Origin of the sequence: Acinetobacter modestus (assembly GCF_014636095.1) — a bacterium.
Lineage (GTDB): Bacteria > Pseudomonadota > Gammaproteobacteria > Pseudomonadales > Moraxellaceae > Acinetobacter > Acinetobacter modestus.
The window spans coordinates 128,808-144,805 of sequence record NZ_BMDV01000005.1; the positions used below are offsets into that span (position 1 = coordinate 128,808).

14 protein-coding genes and 2 tRNA genes are annotated in these 15,998 nt (G+C 40.1%); 7 read left to right on the forward strand and 9 right to left on the reverse strand.

Annotated elements, in window-relative coordinates; genetic code table 11:
- Positions 1-8 precede the first annotated feature (8 nt).
- Complete coding sequence (locus IEV17_RS12305) at positions 9-1,370, reverse strand: MATE family efflux transporter (RefSeq protein WP_004659158.1); 1,362 nt, start codon at positions 1,368-1,370, stop codon at positions 9-11.
- 30 nt (positions 1,371-1,400) lie between these two features.
- A complete protein-coding gene (locus tag IEV17_RS12310; RefSeq protein WP_004659157.1) occupies positions 1,401-1,862 on the reverse strand; it encodes a DMT family transporter in 462 nt (153 codons plus the stop codon).
- Positions 1,863-1,978: 116 nt separating this feature from the next.
- Between IEV17_RS12310 and hemW the strand changes: the two genes are divergently transcribed.
- A complete protein-coding gene (gene hemW / locus IEV17_RS12315) occupies positions 1,979-3,133 on the forward strand; it encodes a radical SAM family heme chaperone HemW (protein WP_004659156.1) in 1,155 nt (384 codons plus the stop codon).
- Positions 3,134-3,257: 124 nt separating this feature from the next.
- Here hemW and IEV17_RS12320 read toward each other — a convergent pair.
- The 4 genes from IEV17_RS12320 to IEV17_RS12335 all read right to left on the reverse strand — a co-directional run bounded on the left by IEV17_RS12320 (position 3,258) and on the right by IEV17_RS12335 (position 8,944).
- Positions 3,258-3,333, reverse strand: a tRNA-Lys gene (locus IEV17_RS12320).
- 21 nt (positions 3,334-3,354) lie between these two features.
- Positions 3,355-3,430 (reverse strand) — tRNA-Lys (locus IEV17_RS12325).
- Between the two features lie 120 nt (positions 3,431-3,550).
- The gene (locus IEV17_RS12330; RefSeq protein WP_004659155.1) at positions 3,551-5,392 is read right to left on the reverse strand and encodes a long-chain-acyl-CoA synthetase; all 1,842 of its coding nucleotides are present in this window, start codon (positions 5,390-5,392) and stop codon (positions 3,551-3,553) included.
- Between the two features lie 189 nt (positions 5,393-5,581).
- Entirely contained in the window at positions 5,582-8,944 is a 3,363-nt protein-coding gene (locus IEV17_RS12335; RefSeq protein WP_004659154.1) for an Rne/Rng family ribonuclease, read from the reverse strand.
- 380 nt (positions 8,945-9,324) lie between these two features.
- Between IEV17_RS12335 and IEV17_RS12340 the strand changes: the two genes are divergently transcribed.
- The 5 genes from IEV17_RS12340 to IEV17_RS12360 all read left to right on the forward strand — a co-directional run bounded on the left by IEV17_RS12340 (position 9,325) and on the right by IEV17_RS12360 (position 12,778).
- On the forward strand, positions 9,325-9,672 hold the full coding sequence (locus tag IEV17_RS12340; RefSeq protein ID WP_004659153.1) for a hypothetical protein: 348 nt from the start codon (positions 9,325-9,327) through the stop codon (positions 9,670-9,672).
- Positions 9,673-9,734: 62 nt separating this feature from the next.
- Entirely contained in the window at positions 9,735-10,667 is a 933-nt protein-coding gene (locus tag IEV17_RS12345; protein ID WP_004659152.1) for an RluA family pseudouridine synthase, read from the forward strand.
- On the forward strand, positions 10,664-11,338 hold the full coding sequence (locus IEV17_RS12350; protein WP_004659151.1) for an HAD-IA family hydrolase: 675 nt from the start codon (positions 10,664-10,666) through the stop codon (positions 11,336-11,338). Before IEV17_RS12345 ends, IEV17_RS12350 begins: the two co-directional genes overlap by 4 nt.
- 77 nt (positions 11,339-11,415) lie before the next feature.
- Entirely contained in the window at positions 11,416-12,114 is a 699-nt protein-coding gene (locus IEV17_RS12355; protein WP_004659149.1) for a helix-turn-helix transcriptional regulator, read from the forward strand.
- Positions 12,115-12,166: 52 nt separating this feature from the next.
- Positions 12,167-12,778 (forward strand): glutathione S-transferase family protein, encoded by a 612-nt coding sequence (locus IEV17_RS12360; protein ID WP_004659147.1) that lies wholly within the window; start codon positions 12,167-12,169, stop codon positions 12,776-12,778.
- Positions 12,779-12,816: 38 nt separating this feature from the next.
- Here the strand turns inward: IEV17_RS12360 and IEV17_RS12365 are convergent, their stop codons facing one another.
- Positions 12,817-13,725: a LysR substrate-binding domain-containing protein gene (locus IEV17_RS12365; protein ID WP_004659144.1), complete on the reverse strand. Its 909-nt coding sequence runs from the start codon at positions 13,723-13,725 to the stop codon at positions 12,817-12,819.
- Between the two features lie 383 nt (positions 13,726-14,108).
- On the opposite strand from IEV17_RS12365, the gene IEV17_RS12370 reads away from it, so the two are divergent.
- A complete protein-coding gene (locus IEV17_RS12370; protein WP_004659142.1) occupies positions 14,109-15,161 on the forward strand; it encodes an MBL fold metallo-hydrolase in 1,053 nt (350 codons plus the stop codon).
- Here IEV17_RS12370 and IEV17_RS12375 read toward each other — a convergent pair.
- Entirely contained in the window at positions 15,148-15,555 is a 408-nt protein-coding gene (locus tag IEV17_RS12375) for a DoxX-like family protein (RefSeq protein ID WP_004659140.1), read from the reverse strand. The two genes, IEV17_RS12370 and IEV17_RS12375, sit on opposite strands and share 14 nt — an antisense overlap.
- Positions 15,552-15,992, reverse strand: coding sequence for a thiol-disulfide oxidoreductase DCC family protein (locus IEV17_RS12380; protein ID WP_004659138.1), 441 nt, complete (start codon positions 15,990-15,992; stop codon positions 15,552-15,554). The genes IEV17_RS12375 and IEV17_RS12380 overlap by 4 nt, the downstream gene beginning before the upstream one ends.
- Positions 15,993-15,998: the final 6 nt, after the last annotated feature.

Below are 15,998 nucleotides of genomic sequence, written 5' to 3' on the forward strand. Positions count from 1 at the left end.
TAATTCACTTATAACTTAGCACTGATCATTTGCGCTAATCGTTTATTGTTTAAATATAAACGACCAATCAAGAATACACAGGCAATACTTAAACCGATAATCAATCCTAACCAAACACCTGCAACACCCCAAATCGTATAACGCGCCAGATATAAGCCTATTGGGAAAGCAATGACCCAGTATGCCATTAAGGTAATCCACATTGGTGCTTGCGTGTCTTGCATGCCACGTAGGCAGCCTGCAGCGCTTACTTGCCATGCATCCATTAGTTGATACGCCATCGCGAACCACAAGAGATACATCGCGACAGGAATGACATTAATATCATTGGTATAGATTGCCACGATATAAGGGCGTGCGACAGCAATCAAGGTCATGGTCAAAGCAGCAAAAATGGTTGCGCTAATTAACCCTACTTTTTGAACTTGGCGCATCGCATACCAATTTTTCTCTCCATAATAAGTGCCCACACGAATTGTGAGTGCAATGGCAAGAGATAATGGGATCATAAACAATTGTGAAGTCACAGAAATTGCAATCTGATGCGCCGCAATCGCATTTTCACCGAGTGGACTCAGGACAATCGCGCCTGTACTGAAAATACTTACCTCAAAAAATACAGCTAGACCAATCGGCAGACCCAGCTTTAAGATGCGTTTTACCCATACAGGATCAATTTTTTCCCATTTTGTGAAAATGGGCGCTTGTTTATAAGCCTTAGCTTTTGAAATATAAATCGCCAGTGTAATAAACATCAGCCACTGTAAGATTGCTGTTGCAAAGCCACAACCCGCACTCCCTAAAGCAGGAATAGGTCCAAAACCGTACATAAAAATAAAATTCAGTGGAATCAGGACCAACAATGCAATTAAGCTAATCGCAGTCACAGGTCGTGGGTGCCCTAAGGCTTCAGAATAACTACGTAAAGCTGCGTACATCATCACCGCAGGCATACCAAAGCCAATCGCATGTAAAAACAAGCTTGCTTTGGGTAATAAACTTTCAGGTACTCCAAAGAGAGGTAAAAACATCGGCATACATTGCAAAATCAACATAGCAACGATGCCGAGGATGACCGCAACCCATAAGGATTGACGTGCAATAGTCGGAATTTTCTCTGGTGTTCTTGCACCGCGTGCTTCAGCGACTAAAGGTGTTGTTGCGATCATAATCCCTGCAAATAACAACATAATTGGAATCCATAAACCAACACCGACAGCAATGGCTGCCAAATCAGCAGCAGAAAGATGACCTGCCATGATGGTATCAATAAGACCAAGCCCAGCCTGAGCAAATTGGGTGATCAAGATCGGAAACATTAAATGAAATAATTGCTTAAGTTCAAACCGCTTGGTTGTCGCGTGAGACACAAAAAATACTCTTATTGAATTGAGGGAGAATTAGCGTTGTAGAGTGAATATGACACCAATAAAAATGACAATACTGCCGACAAGACGTTGCCAATTAATAGGTGTTTTTTCTGTACCTAACCAGCCGAAATGGTCAAGTAACATTGAAATGGTCAATTGACCGAAAATAACTAAGCCTGAAAAAGTTAAAAAACCTAGTTTGGGTGCAGTATAAATGCTCATGCTGATGGCATAAACCCCAAGGCATCCACCCACCCACAGAAACCATGGAATTTGGGATAGTTCTCCAAGACTAGGTTTTGCTGTGCTTTGAAAATAAACCATACATGCAAGCACAATTGTCCCTACCAAAAAAGATAATAAGGCAGCTTGAAGAGGTGAGTGTAAATGTTCTCTAAGTTGTGAATTAATTGCAGTTTGAAATGCCATTGCAATACCGACACCTAATGCAAGAGGAAGAATAAATAGCAATTGGCTGGTAATTTTGATCATTTTATCAATCTAATTGTTCTTCATTGTCTCAGTCTAACCGAATAGCGAAGTGATGATAATAAGCGGATTGATAGAGTCATGTTAAAATAAAAGAGATCTGTTGTTGAGCTTCCATTTTGAGTCATTTAAATCCAGAAAATATTCCACTTTCACTTTATATCCATATGCCTTGGTGTGTGCGTAAGTGCCCTTATTGTGACTTCAATTCACATGCTGTTCCTGATGGGGAATTGTCTGTAGATTTAGAGCAACAATATCTTGAGGCACTGGTGGCTGATTTTGAGACTCAAATTGAAATGGCGCAAGGTCGGTCAATTCATAGCGTATTTATTGGTGGTGGAACGCCGTCTTTAATTTCAGCACAAGGCTATCAGTGGTTATTTAGTCAATTAAAGGCGCGATTAGACTTTGAAGTAGATTGTGAAATCACATTGGAAGCTAATCCTGGAACGGTTGAACATGATCCATTTGCGGATTATCTTGCTGTTGGCATCAACCGTTTATCATTAGGTGTACAAAGTTTTGATCCTGAGCATTTACAGAGATTGGGTCGTATTCATACAGCGAATAATGCTTTAGATGCAATCCAACAAGCGCGTCAAGCAGGCTTTGAGCGCGTTAATGTTGACCTCATGCATGGTTTATCACAGCAAACGCAAGAACAGGCTTTAGAAGACCTTAGATTAGCTGTAGAACATGGTGCAACACATATTAGTTGGTATCAACTGACCATTGAGCCAAATACGGTGTTCTTTAGAACCCAACCCGTATTGCCACAAGATGAAGTTTTAGAACATATCCAAGAATTAGGTGAGGCTTATTTAAAAGCGAATGGTTATATCAATTACGAAGTCTCAGCATGGCGTAAAGAAAAACCCTCAGCACATAATTTGAATTATTGGAGGTTTGGTGATTATTTAGCGATCGGTGCAGGTGCACATGGCAAAGTGACTCGCTCAGAGGGTATTTATCGTTTTCAAAAGACGCGGCTGCCAAAAGATTATTTGGCTAAAGTACCTGCTGAACATGTGCAAATGAAACGTATCGAAGCAGATGAATTGCCATTTGAATTTATGATGAATGCCTTGCGTTTAAATGATGGGGTGGATGCGAAATTTTATACTCAACGCACAGGGCTTGATTTGCAAGATATCAATGAGACGCTGAATCAATTACGTGACAAAAAACTTTTGGTCGATGATGTAAATCGAATTGCTTGCACAGAGCGGGGGCATATCTTTTTAAATTCGGTGTTGGAAAGTTTTTTATAATTTAGGTGAAAGATTGCTTTGAGCAAGGATGCTTAAAGCAATCTAATGGTTGTTGTCATCTTTTAGAAAGATAATTCGCACAAAATAAAAAACCTCATCATTTACGATGAGGTTTTTTAGAATCTGGTGGGTCGTCCGCGACTCGAACGCGGGACCAACGGATTAAAAGTCCGCTGCTCTACCAACTGAGCTAACGACCCATAAGGGTTCAAAACATTAGATGGTGGGTCGTCCGCGACTCGAACGCGGGACCAACGGATTAAAAGTCCGCTGCTCTACCAACTGAGCTAACGACCCATCTCGTTTTGATGTTGCGTATTCTAGCAACTTATTCAGCTAACACAAGAGGAAATTTAAAAACATCTGCATGATTGTTTATAAAAAGCACGATTTCCTCTTGTTTAGCTAAAAAATAAACTAGAAACGGTACTGATAGCTTTGAATGTTATCAAAGATTTCAGTATTTACATCACTATAGCTGTTTGTACCTGGTAATAAAACCAATAAACGTTCAGATGTTTTGCTCGGATTAAATGAGTCTTCTTTCAGTTTATTTTTTTGGTATTTAAATGTTCCAGTGGTTTCTACTTTGGCTTGAATGCGTAAAAATACTGGAATTGCATATGATGGTAAGCATTTTTTAAATACATTCACCATAGCGCTTAGATCAGCTTCGTTAAGCTCTGCACCATCAACCAACGTTATTGCTGCCATACCTGCACGACCATTGGTATTTGGAATCTCTACCCCGTATACCACAGCTTCCGCGATCTTTTCATATTCGCAGACCATATTTTCAACTTCAGTTGTAGAAACGTTTTCACCTTTCCAACGGAAAGTATCGCCTAAACGGTCTACAAACTGCGCATGACGGAAGCCGATGTCACGAACCAAGTCTCCAGTATTGAAGTATGAGTCACCCTTGTTAAACACATCTTTTAAAATCACAGATTTGTTCTTCTCTGGGTCTGTATAGCCATCGAAGGGTGATCGGCTAGTGATCTTACCAACGAGTAAGCCGACTTCACCTGTTTTGACTTTTTTACAGTTGCCTTTCTTATCGCGAACTAACTCATTCTTTTCTTTGTCGAATTCAACGATTGCATATGGGGTAGGAGAGAAGCCAACTGTATTGTCAAAGTTAAAGATATTACTAAAACCAACATTGCCTTCACTTGATGCATAAAGTTCAAGTACTTCTTGCACGCCAAAACGTTCTTTGAACTTACCCCAAATGTTCGGACGCATACCGTTACCAATCATTTTGGTAACACGATGAGCACGATCCTGTTCAGTTGCAGGCGCATCGATGAGGTAACGGCAAAGCTCGCCGACATAACCAATCGCTGAAGCATTAAACTTCTGAACATCTTTCCAGAATGCGCTAGTTGAATATTTACGACGTACTGCAAGCGTTGCGCTACCTGCAATTACACCACACCAGCACACCACAACTCCCGTTGCATGGTAAAGCGGTAAGGTAACGTACATCACATCATCTTTACCGAGGTTAAGGATATGTCCATACGTACCGTAAGCTAGAGTCCAACGGCTGTGTGTGAAAATAACAGCTTTTGGTAGGCCAGTTGTACCAGAGGTATAGATATAAAATAAACCATCTTTACCCGTTACTGTACGCGTTGTAGATGGATTAAATTTTGGAAATTGATCAATTTGTTGTGCCAGATTGACATAACCCTTAGGTGCAATGCCTGCATTTTTTCGTGTTTCTAGATCAGCAAACCAGTGGAAACGATCTTGTGGCACTTTTAATTCTGGGCGAGCTTCATCAATCGCAGCACGGACTTCTTCACCTGCAATCACTGCAATTGGATTAACCAAATTAATGCTATGAGCAAGGACCTTACCGACTTGTGATGTGTTTACGAGTGCGATCGTGACACCAATTTTAGCTAAAGCAACAATCGTAGCAATCAGTTCAGGACGGTTTTCAACCATCACTGCAATTACATCACCTTTTTTAGCACCAAGCGATAAATAGTAATGCGCAATTTGGTTAGCCCATTCATTTAGTGCTTGGTAGCTGTAACTTTGATCTTCAAATAACAGTGCGATGCCTTGAGGGTTACGCTTGACTGCTTTTTCAAAGGCAATGCCTAAACCAGCAGGTGAAGTTGGCGTTCGTATATATGCTTGTTTAAGTCCATTGAGGATATGAGGTACTTTGGTGATGAAGTTTGGAAGTCTAGTAGCAACATCACTAAGGGTAATAATATCGGTCTGCGTAGTTTGGCTCATATCAATCCTGTTTATTTTTCGATCAGTCCAAAAATGGCTATCTGTTAGAACACAACCATTAACATCATTGTTGTTGATGCTGTTTTTACTGGTAAGTTCCTAGAGCAATCAACCTAATCTGACAAAATAACAAAAAAGCCTAGTCATCGAAATGACTAGGCTTTGCCTTATTGAGTGCAATTTAGCAAATTATTCATTGCCAGTTGTGCTCTTTTTAGGTGGTCTTCCACGAGGGCGACGAGGGCGGCTAGATTTTTCCTTTTCTGCCTTCGCTGCTTCATCCTCTAGTTCTGCTTCAGTTGGCTCAGCTTTTTCAACAGCTTGAACAGTTTCAGTCGTTTCAGAAACCATTTCAGCTTCAGCTGTTTCAGTCGATGTTACTGGCTCAGAAGCTTCAACTGGTGCAGCTTCTGCTGGCGTAACATCAGTGCTGTCTAGTTCTAGTGGTTGTTGCGCTGGAGTGGAGGCTGTGGCTACTGTTTCATCTGCAACAATATTAACGACTGTTTCTGGCACTTCTTCTTTAGATTCAGTGCTTTCAATAGGCGCAGCAGTCGTATTTGCAGCGATATGAGCTTCCTTAGCTTGTTCAGCGGCAAGTTTAGCCAAGCGACGACGTTCGCGTGGATCATTTGCAACACGAGTAGCAGGTGCTTCTGGTGGAGTTAGTGCCAGTACAGGTGCAGGTTCAACTTCGTCAGTTTGCTTTTGAGTTGGAAGTTCAGCATCACGTGTTACGGGACGTTTTTCTTCAGCAACAGTTTCAACCACTAAAGTATTTGCATATTGCTCAGCAAACTTTTGTAATGCACGATTAAATGTTGTCACTAAGCCGAATTGCTCAATCAAAATAGTACAGTCTTCACCATATACATGACGAATCAGACTACTCATCGTGTACTGAGCTAACGTTGGAATTTGTGACGGTACAACTTTAGGCACAATGGCTTTAGGCGATGATTGCGAATCACGATGACGACGACGTGAACGTGGATCATTGCTAGCACGTTTTACAGGTGCTGGGGCAGCTTCAGTTGATGTCACTTCTTCAACTTCTGTAGCCACTTGTTCTGTTTGAACAGGTTCAAGGACTTCAGTTTGCTCTACAGCAACAGGTACTGTTTCAGTTTTTGTAACTGGATTAGCCTGTTGTTGATTTAATGCAACAATTTCACTCTGACCTTGATCAATATTTACGATCAATGCTGTGTTCATTGGTTCTGCACGAGGTGCATCAATCACATCAACTTTAATTTGTTGAGGATTCGCTACAGTTTCAGGTGTAGCAGCAGCCGTTTCATTTAAAACACTTTGGTCACGATGACGGTTTGGTCGATTTGGACGCTGTTGGTTATTGCGATCACGACGTGGCAACGCGTTTGTATCATTACCATGTCCAGCATCTTGATGCTGCTGTTGGTTTTGATGTTCTTGTGGTTGCTGACGTTTTTGCTGACGCTTTAACTCACGTTGTTCTTGACGTGATGGTTGCTCTTGACGAGAAGAAACTTGAACATTTTCTTCCTGCACTTGATTTTGTTGTTCATGTGCATGTGAATGATGTTCACGTTGTTCTTTATGTTTACGTTTCTTCGGATTTTGCGATTGATTTGGGCGATGAGCTTTTTCATCTTTCTCAAAGGTTTCGCGTGCTTCTTGTTTCACTGGTGATTGTGAAATATAAGCATTATTTACGGCTGGTGCTGCAGTTTCAGTGATAGCAGCAGGTGTATTCATTTGACCAAACTGACCACGGCTGACTGCACCGTTATTAATCATTTGTTCAATTGCTGCGGCAGCATTTTGTGCAGAACGTGATTGATCAGTCGTTTGTGCTTGCTTTTGAACGAATAAGTTCTCTAACCATGCGCAAGGGCTTGCTGACTTTTGTGCAACAGCTTGTTGTGCTTGCTTAGGTTGAGCAGCTTGTTGTTGAGTTGCTTTCTTTTGCTGTGCAGCTGCATTATTTTGTGCAGGTGCTGCATGGTGATGCTCTGCTTCTTCTAAATGCCATTCAGAAGATTCATACCCCAATTCTTTTTCACTTGAACGGGTTGCTTCAGTACGTTCATAACTCGATGGAGCAAAGCCATCAGGATTGTACTGGATTTGATAATGTGGGGTTTCTAAGTGTGGGTGAGGCAATATGGTCACACGAACATTTGATGTTTGCTCAAGATATACCAGACTGTGACGCTTTTCATTTAATAAGAATGCTGCGATTTCAACTGGAACTTCAACTTGAACTTCACCTTGACGCTCGCGTAAAGCAATTTCTTCGACCTTGCGCATAATCGAAAGTGAGAGTGAACGTAAGTCACGTACCATACCTGTGCCATGACAGCGTGGGCAAACGTAGCCAGTCGCTTCTTCTAAAGAAGGGCGTAAACGTTGACGGCTCATTTCCATGAGGCCAAAACGTGACAGTTGACCGAATTGAATACGCGCACGATCGCTCTGCGTTGCTTCACGTAATTTCGCTTCGACCATACGTTGGTTACGGTCTTTGGTCATGTCGATAAAATCGATCACGACTAAACCACCAATATCACGTAAACGAAGTTGACGTGCGATTTCTTCAGCTGCTTCCAAGTTGGTGTTTAACGCAGTTTCTTCAACATCATGACCACGTGTTGATTTCGCCGAGTTAATATCGATTGAAACTAAAGCTTCAGTTTGGTCAATCACGATTGAACCACCAGACGGAAGTTTAACTTCACGTTCATAAGCGGTTTGGATTTGGCTTTCAATACCGAAATGAGCAAATAAAGGCTCATTCAAGGTATAAGTTTTTAACTTATCAAGTTGGCGTGGCATGACTGCTTTTACGAAGTTATAGGCTTCGTTATAGGCTTGTTCACTATCAATCAGGATTTCTGCAACATCATCACGTAAGTAATCACGGATCGCGCGTGTCACTACACCTGCTTCTTGGTGAACTAACATTGGTGATGGGCCAGAACCTGCTGAACCTTGGATTTGAGCCCAAAGGTCAAGTAAATGTTGCAAATCAAGTTGTAATTCTTCTTGTGTACGACCAATACCCGCAGTACGAACAATGACGCTCATGCCACGAGGTACATTTAAAGAAGATAGAATTTCTTTGAGTTCTTCGCGCACAGAACCTGAAATCTGGCGGCTAATACCGCCACCTTTCGGGTTGTTTGGCATAAGTACTAAATAACGGCCTGCAAGAGAAATAAAAGTAGAAAGCGCAGCACCTTTGTTGCCACGCTCTTCTTTTTCAACTTGAACCAATAATTCTGTGCCTTCAGTGATGAGTTCACGAATATTTGAAGTTTGACGAGGATCCGCTTTGAAATACGAGTTTGCAATTTCTCGCATAGATAAAAAGCCTTGACGCTGTGCGCCGTACTCAACGAAAACTGCTTCTAAAGAAGGTTCAACGCGAGTGACATGACCTTTATAAATATTTGATTTTTTTTGTTCACGAGTACGATTTTCTAAATCGAAATCGTAAAGACGATTACCAGTAATCAGTGCAACGCGAACTTCTTCGGCGTGGGTTGCATTAATCAACATACGTTTCATGGGTGTGACACCTAATAGTGATGCACACAAACAACCAGCCCGATACTTTTGAGCAAACATCAAATTGGCGCGATCAAGATTCAGAAGCAGCTTTGTACATGATGCTCTGAAACCACTGACTGTAAATATTCAGTTTGTGCTTTGATACGTTTATTTCGATGTCAGCAATAGTGCCTTAATCTTCAGTCTAATGATATTTCATCCATGTTTTGCATCTGTGAAATATCGTTAGACCCAGCATAATCAAAGTTCCTAGACGCTTCACTGGCGGGTGAGCGGTGCATTGGATGGTGACTTTCACTGTCATTAAGCATTGAAGTCGATCCATCTGGAAGTCTCGTGATACGGAATGATCATCGTATCTCTGCTTAGCAGTTCCAATGCATCAACGCTTTAGCCTGAATGCGACATCAGGGAGCAAATTGTCTGATGTGGATCAGTTTACGTTTAATAACCAACAAATTTGTTGGCAACATATTTTTTCTGAACAAACTGTATGTGCTGATGCACAATTAAACGCAACAGTTTGCCATTTTGCCGATATAATAAGCCTTCGGCGTCGGCATAATTCTTTAGGACCTATCCGAGTTATTGGTGAATATCTCGTCGATTTAAAATTTTATCTAAATAAAATTTCTGATCTGATGCTCACTTACGGTGGTATCCGTGCGCTGAATATATCAAACCTTGCGGCATCTGCCTATGGGCTAAGTTTAGGTTTCTTGTGAAATAACTTAGCTAAATGATCAATTTTTAATCATATTTAGCAAATCTTGGATTAATCGAGCGTATGAATTCTACACAACAATGGCAAAGTGTCACTTGGTTTGACGTGGATGAGCATCAAGACGGGCAGCGAATAGATAATTTTTTATTTACCCGATTAAAAGGTGTACCGAAAAGTCGAATCTACCGTTTGATTCGTGAAGGACAAGTACGTGTAAACAAAAAAAGAATAAAAGCAGAAACACGTTTGAATATTGGCGATCAGATTCGTGTCGCACCAATTCGTTATGAACAAAAGGATGAAAGCGCGGCACCAGTGAGTGATGGCGTGGCGCAAAGCCTGCTTAGTCGTGTGGTTTACGAAGATGAAGGCTTATTAGTGGTGAATAAACCGTCTGGGATTGCCGTCCATGGCGGCAGTGGTGTGGCGTATGGTTTAATCGAAGCCTTGCGTGCCGCGACAGGTAAAAAATACTTGGAACTGATCCATCGTATTGACCGCGACACTTCGGGCTTGGTCATGATCAGTAAGAAACGTAGTACCTTAAAACTGCTTCAGGATTTACTACGCGAGCATAAAATTCAAAAAACGTATGCGGCGATTGTCAAAGGACAAGTCAGTTTGGATCGGCAATTGATTGATGCACCCTTATTGCGTTATGAACTGGCGAATGGCGAACGTCGTGTTCGTGTGACTAAAGACGGTAAGCCGAGTAAGACTGACTGGAAAGTGGTTGAACGTTTTAAGACAGCGACTTTGGTGCATGCATCACCGCTTTCGGGACGTACCCATCAAATCCGTGTACATGGTTTAAGTATTGGCCATCCTTTAGTTGGGGATGATAAATATGGACATAACACAGACTATAAAGGCCCCGAAGCACGTCGTTTATGCCTACATGCCATGCGTTTAGACATTCCAAACTATCCAAGCATTGAAGCGCCAATGCCAGAAGATATGCAACAAGTGATCAATGAATTGAGAAAGCAGAAATGAGTCAAAATATCGAACTTGTGATTTTTGACTGGGATGGCACTTTATTCGATTCGGTTGGGCAAATCGTAGCAAGTCTGCAATATGCAGCACAGCAATTTGAACAACCTTTAACGGATGACGCTGCAAAAAGTATCATTGGCTTAGGTTTGCCTGAAGTCATGCAAATCTTATTTCCGCAGGTTCCAGATTTGCAGCAAGATATTTTGCAATGCTATGCAGATCATTATGTTGCAAATTCAAAAGGCGATGCATGGTTTAGTGGTGTGGCAGAGTTGTTGGCTGACTTAAAACAACAAGGGATCAAGCTTGCAGTTGCGACGGGTAAAAGTCGTAAAGGTTTAGATCGTGTATTAAGTCAAACTAATAGTCATCAGATTTTTGATATTACCCGTGCAGCCAGTGAAACCAAGTCTAAACCTGATCCATTGATGTTGCAGGAGATTCTTGCTGAGTTGGGTGTAGCAGTTGAATGCGCAATTATGGTAGGGGATACCAGTTACGATTTAGAAATGGCAGAAAATCTGAATATGCCACGTATTGGCGTAAGCTATGGGGTGCATAGTATTGAAACTTTGCAACAATACCAGCCTTTAACGATTGCTCATAATGTGCAGGATTTACATGTTTATTTGCAAAGTATATTAGAACGCGCAGCGATTACTGAAAGTTAAGCGATTCACATTATTTGCAAAGATAAGATGGTGAGAAAGCTGATTTTCTCATCATCAATAATAACAATAGGGATAGCATGAGTCGTTCTATTCGATTACTGAATTTATTACAACTACTTCGACAATATCGTTATCCAGTCACCGCACAAGTTTTGGCTGAGCGTTTGCAGATTAGTCAGCGTAGCATTTATCGTGATATAGACACTTTGCGTGAACAAGGCGTTCAAATTGATGCAGCGGCAGGATTGGGGTTTCAGCTCAAAGAAGATTTTTTGCTTCCTCCAATGACCTTGAATGAAAATGAAATTGAAGCCATGTTTTTAGCCTTATATTGGCTCAAAAGTATTCCTGACCAAGCTTTGAATGAAGCATCAATTTCAGTGTTAGCAAAATTAAATGCGGTATTACCTGAACATCGGCAAAGTTTATTAGAGCAAACCACATTAAGAGCATTTAACGTGTGGTTACCTGTCAATCAAATATTGGTTGAGCAAGTCAGAGTATCGATTCGATCTCAAATTAAAATTTTCTTTGATTATGTTGATGAACAGCAACGTACCAGTGCGAGAACAGTTTGGCCGTTTGCACTTGGTTATTTTAATGACAAGATTGTGCTCGCTGCTTGGTGTGAATTACGCAATGATTTTCGAAATTTTCGACTTGATCGTATGCAAAATCTAAGTTTAAGCCAAGAACTCTATCCACAATTCAAACAACAACTTTTTCAACAATGGTGGACTCAGGAAGTATGCCGTTCGACTACTGACAAAAACTGACAATGAGAACGATTAAATTTTAATAACACCAATAAACAAGGAAATATGAAAAATGGCACTTAAATTTTATACAAATACTCAGTCTCGCGGTATGGTTGTTGATTGGTTGCTCATTGAACTGGGGGTTGCCTGTGAGCGAATAGAAGTGGCTTATCAGACAGAAATGAAGTCACCAGAATATTTAAAAATAAACCCTTTTGGAAAAGTTCCTGTTCTAGTCGATGGAGATATCGTGATTTATGAGCTTGGAGCAGTGTGTGCATATTTGACAGATAAGTTCGCGGATAAGGGCTTAGTACCAGCACTCAATGATCCTAAGCGAGGGTTGTACTATCGTTGGCTTATGTTTATTTCTGGACCTTGGGAAGCAGCATCGACCAACAAAATGTTGGGTGTAGAGATAAAATCTGATCAGAAAATGTTTGTTGGCTATGGTGATTATCAAGAAGCTTATCATGCCTTTATTCAGGGCTTAAATGAGGCTGATCCATATTTATGCGGGCAACAATTTACCACAGCAGATGTGATGGTTGCAGCAATGTTATTTTGGCAGTTGAAAATTGGTCAAATACAGACTCATCCCGTAATAGAACAATATTTAGAAAATGTAAAACAGCGTGAAAGTTATCAAAAATTTGTAGCATTTTTTAGTGAACCAGCCTAAGTAGACAAACTAAAAGCCGATTTAAATCGGCTTTTTTCTTAGCTTGCATAAAGTGCTAACTGTTCTAGTTCGAAAACTTGTCTAATTTCTTCCAAAAATTGTTCCGCTGCTTGGCTTGGTGAAGTGCGATGGAAACTCATAAATACATCGAGACTCGGCAGAGGGTAGTTTAATGGGCGAACAACGATTTGATCCGTCGCAAGTGCTTGCATATAAGAAGGTAAAATCGCGCAACTCAAACCACTATGTACTGCTTGAATACATTCAGCGATCGTGTTGGTTTCGTGGACCGATTTAAATTTAATTTGATGCTGATCTCTGTATTTCAGAATCGTTTGAGCCAATGGTTGAGAAAGTTTATGTGATAGGATGGTCAGTTCCAATCCATTCAGTCGTTCAATATTTAACTCATTAAACTCCACTAAAGGATGCTGTTTGGGCAAGATAAAAATTAAAGGTTCTTTCAAAACCAATTGACTGGCAAAATATTCATTTTGAAAGTCTTGATTAATAAAAATAATGTCTAAATCGCCTTTTTTTAATTCTGCGATTTGATCACTTTCTTTTAAGTTTAATGTGTTGATTTGCAGTTTAGGTGTTTTGACACGTAACCTAGGGAAAATATAGGGAAAAATTCTAATTTCAGCAGAAGGTACAAATCCGATTCTTAGACATTGTACTTTTGCTGCCGCAACTTGTCGCGCCATGGTAATGGCTTTGTCCGCTTGGGTTAAGGTTAAGCGTGCTTGCTCTAAAAAAACCAGACCTTCCTCAGTCAATTCAACTTTACGTTTGGTGCGATAAAATAATTGAACACCAATATCATCCTCTAAATCTTTGATTTGTTGGCTTAAAGAGGGTTGGGCTGTATGCAGTTTTATCGCAGCCTTACTGAAGCTTAATTCCTCGGCAACAGTAATAAAGTAACGTAAATGGCGTAATTCCATTAGACTGATCCAAATATGTCTTACTATTATTGTAAAGTATGAGTGTTAGAAAGTACTTCTCGATGTCCATTATATAATAGCTGTTTTTATAAACAATATACTTTCTCTTAAAATATAAAAAATGTATTAGAGAAATAAAAAAACTATATAAGCTAAATAGTGGAAAAGTTTGATATGTCCCCTAAAATTGTATTGACTCGACTGGATAAAATCAGCATAACTAACAAGCTTATGTTAGGATCAAGTTCGATTGTTAAGAGGCAGTTAAACCCTCTAAAAAAATCATACAATTAGATTGATTTTAAAAGTTAGAGTAAAGGACTGCTCATTATCCCAATTCTATCGGAATTTTGTGCGATTCAATTCCAGCAAAGAAGAAGTACATGAAAGATAAGCCGACATTAACCTATCAATTGCCGACCCAATCTTGCTTGAGCCATACTTGGGGGAAACCTCCATTTCCACATGAGCCTTCTGATCATTGTGGTATTGATCGTTTTTATAATTTAGAAAAACCGCTTACACCGTTTGACCGTAAAGGTTTATTTAAATGGCTAGCGACACGAAAATCTTATACTTGGAATGTTGATCGCGCGCATGAAGCTAATTTGCGTAATCAAATGCTTGAGTTACCACAAAATAGACCACACGCAGATTTAAATAATTGGCAGATTTGGTTTGTAGGACATGCAACCGTTCTCATCCAAATAGGCCCTTATAACTTCTTAACCGATCCTGTCTGGTGTGACTATGTTAGCCCAAAGCAAGGACAAGGCCCGCAACGAGTTTGTCCAGCAGGGATTGCTTTAGAAAAGCTTCCAACGATTCATGCAGTACTATTAAGCCATAATCATTATGACCATATGGACTTGGCAACGTTGGAGTGGCTGCATCAGAAATTTAAAATGCCGATTTATACGGGTTTAGGTAATGGTTACTACTTAGCAAAACATTTACATGTGATTGAAATGGATTGGTGGCAAGAAATTCCTTTTCATGACGAAATCAAGATTGCCTATACACCAGCACAACATGCTTCTGGACGTGGAGCACGGGATCAAAATAGAGCCTTGTGGGGTGGTTTTTCACTTCTATCAAAGACAGGACATTGTTTCTTTGCGGGCGATACAGGTTACGCAGGGCACTTCAAACAAATACATGAGCGATATGGTGATGCACGTATTGCATTATTACCCATAGGTGCTTATGAGCCACGAAAGTTAATGCGATATGTGCATATGAATCCACAAGATGCTTTTCACGCTCATTTAGATTTACATGCGCATCGTTCATTGGCCATTCATTTTCGTACTTTCCAGCTTACCGATGAAGACCGCAATGCTCCTGAACATGAGTTACAACAAGCAATGAAATCTTCATCTAAATTAGTCAATCCATTTTATTGTATTCGTGAAGGACATTTCATTCGGGCTTAGTGTAAGTCTTTGCGTTGAGACACCAGATTGAAATCAGCGAAAGACTCCCTAAAGCAATATTCATCACGACGGGATTAAATGCTTGGTAAATTTGATTTGGGTAAATGAATAGAATAAAAATAAATAACCCAACTAAACTCAAAATGCTGAGCCAGTGCAAATATTGATGTTTTATAAACAGAAAGAGAATACCAAAAATGACCTCGCCAATCCCTGAAAGCGAGACTAACCATGGTATATACACATCAGGAATATGTAATTGTTGCCAAACGTATTGTTCACCCTCTACCTGAAAAATTAATTTAGGAATTAAACCTTGATAAATCCAAAGAAAGGCAATAATCAGTTGACAGAATTTTAAAATCTGTGCAATTGTAAGTTCAGCATTTCTCATCTTAAAACATCATCCAATAAGAAATGCTGTTTATCACTCGCTTGAATCACATAACAATCTTCAGTCTTACCAAAAAGTTGATAACGATTAAGGGCAATACGTCGATAAGTAAAGTCACGTACAAATTTTGGAACAAACTTGCCATATCGTAATATGTTGTAAGGAAAATCAAGGGATTCCATCACACGTAAGAAAGCTGTTGATTCAGTGAATAATTGTCCCTTCTCAAGTAAAAGCATGGTTTCAAAATGGTCAGTTGGGAAATGATACTTTTTTAAGATTTGTTGCCCCAAATCTGATTGCACAGAAACGAGTTTGAATTGATAACGTGGATCATGCTTGATCATAAAATTTGCCCATGCTGAGCAAAGAACACATTTCGCATCGAATAAGATCAGGTTATAACTTTGGATTAGTTGATCTAATTGTTTTGACATGATTAT

What these genes read in the sequence shown, in the direction of transcription:
- IEV17_RS12370 (WP_004659142.1), top strand. Translation starts at nt 14,109, where the DNA reads ATGAAAGATAAGCCGACATTAACCTATCAATTGCCGACCCAATCTTGC.
- IEV17_RS12375 (WP_004659140.1), bottom strand. Translation starts at nt 15,555, where the DNA reads ATGAGAAATGCTGAACTTACAATTGCACAGATTTTAAAATTCTGTCAA.
- IEV17_RS12350 (WP_004659151.1), top strand. Translation starts at nt 10,664, where the DNA reads ATGAGTCAAAATATCGAACTTGTGATTTTTGACTGGGATGGCACTTTA.
- IEV17_RS12380 (WP_004659138.1), bottom strand. Translation starts at nt 15,992, where the DNA reads ATGTCAAAACAATTAGATCAACTAATCCAAAGTTATAACCTGATCTTA.
- IEV17_RS12355 (WP_004659149.1), top strand. Translation starts at nt 11,416, where the DNA reads ATGAGTCGTTCTATTCGATTACTGAATTTATTACAACTACTTCGACAA.
- IEV17_RS12335 (WP_004659154.1), bottom strand. Translation starts at nt 8,944, where the DNA reads ATGAAACGTATGTTGATTAATGCAACCCACGCCGAAGAAGTTCGCGTT.
- IEV17_RS12345 (WP_004659152.1), top strand. Translation starts at nt 9,735, where the DNA reads ATGAATTCTACACAACAATGGCAAAGTGTCACTTGGTTTGACGTGGAT.
- IEV17_RS12365 (WP_004659144.1), bottom strand. Translation starts at nt 13,725, where the DNA reads ATGGAATTACGCCATTTACGTTACTTTATTACTGTTGCCGAGGAATTA.
- IEV17_RS12330 (WP_004659155.1), bottom strand. Translation starts at nt 5,392, where the DNA reads ATGAGCCAAACTACGCAGACCGATATTATTACCCTTAGTGATGTTGCT.
- IEV17_RS12310 (WP_004659157.1), bottom strand. Translation starts at nt 1,862, where the DNA reads ATGATCAAAATTACCAGCCAATTGCTATTTATTCTTCCTCTTGCATTA.
- IEV17_RS12340 (WP_004659153.1), top strand. Translation starts at nt 9,325, where the DNA reads ATGCATCAACGCTTTAGCCTGAATGCGACATCAGGGAGCAAATTGTCT.
- IEV17_RS12360 (WP_004659147.1), top strand. Translation starts at nt 12,167, where the DNA reads ATGGCACTTAAATTTTATACAAATACTCAGTCTCGCGGTATGGTTGTT.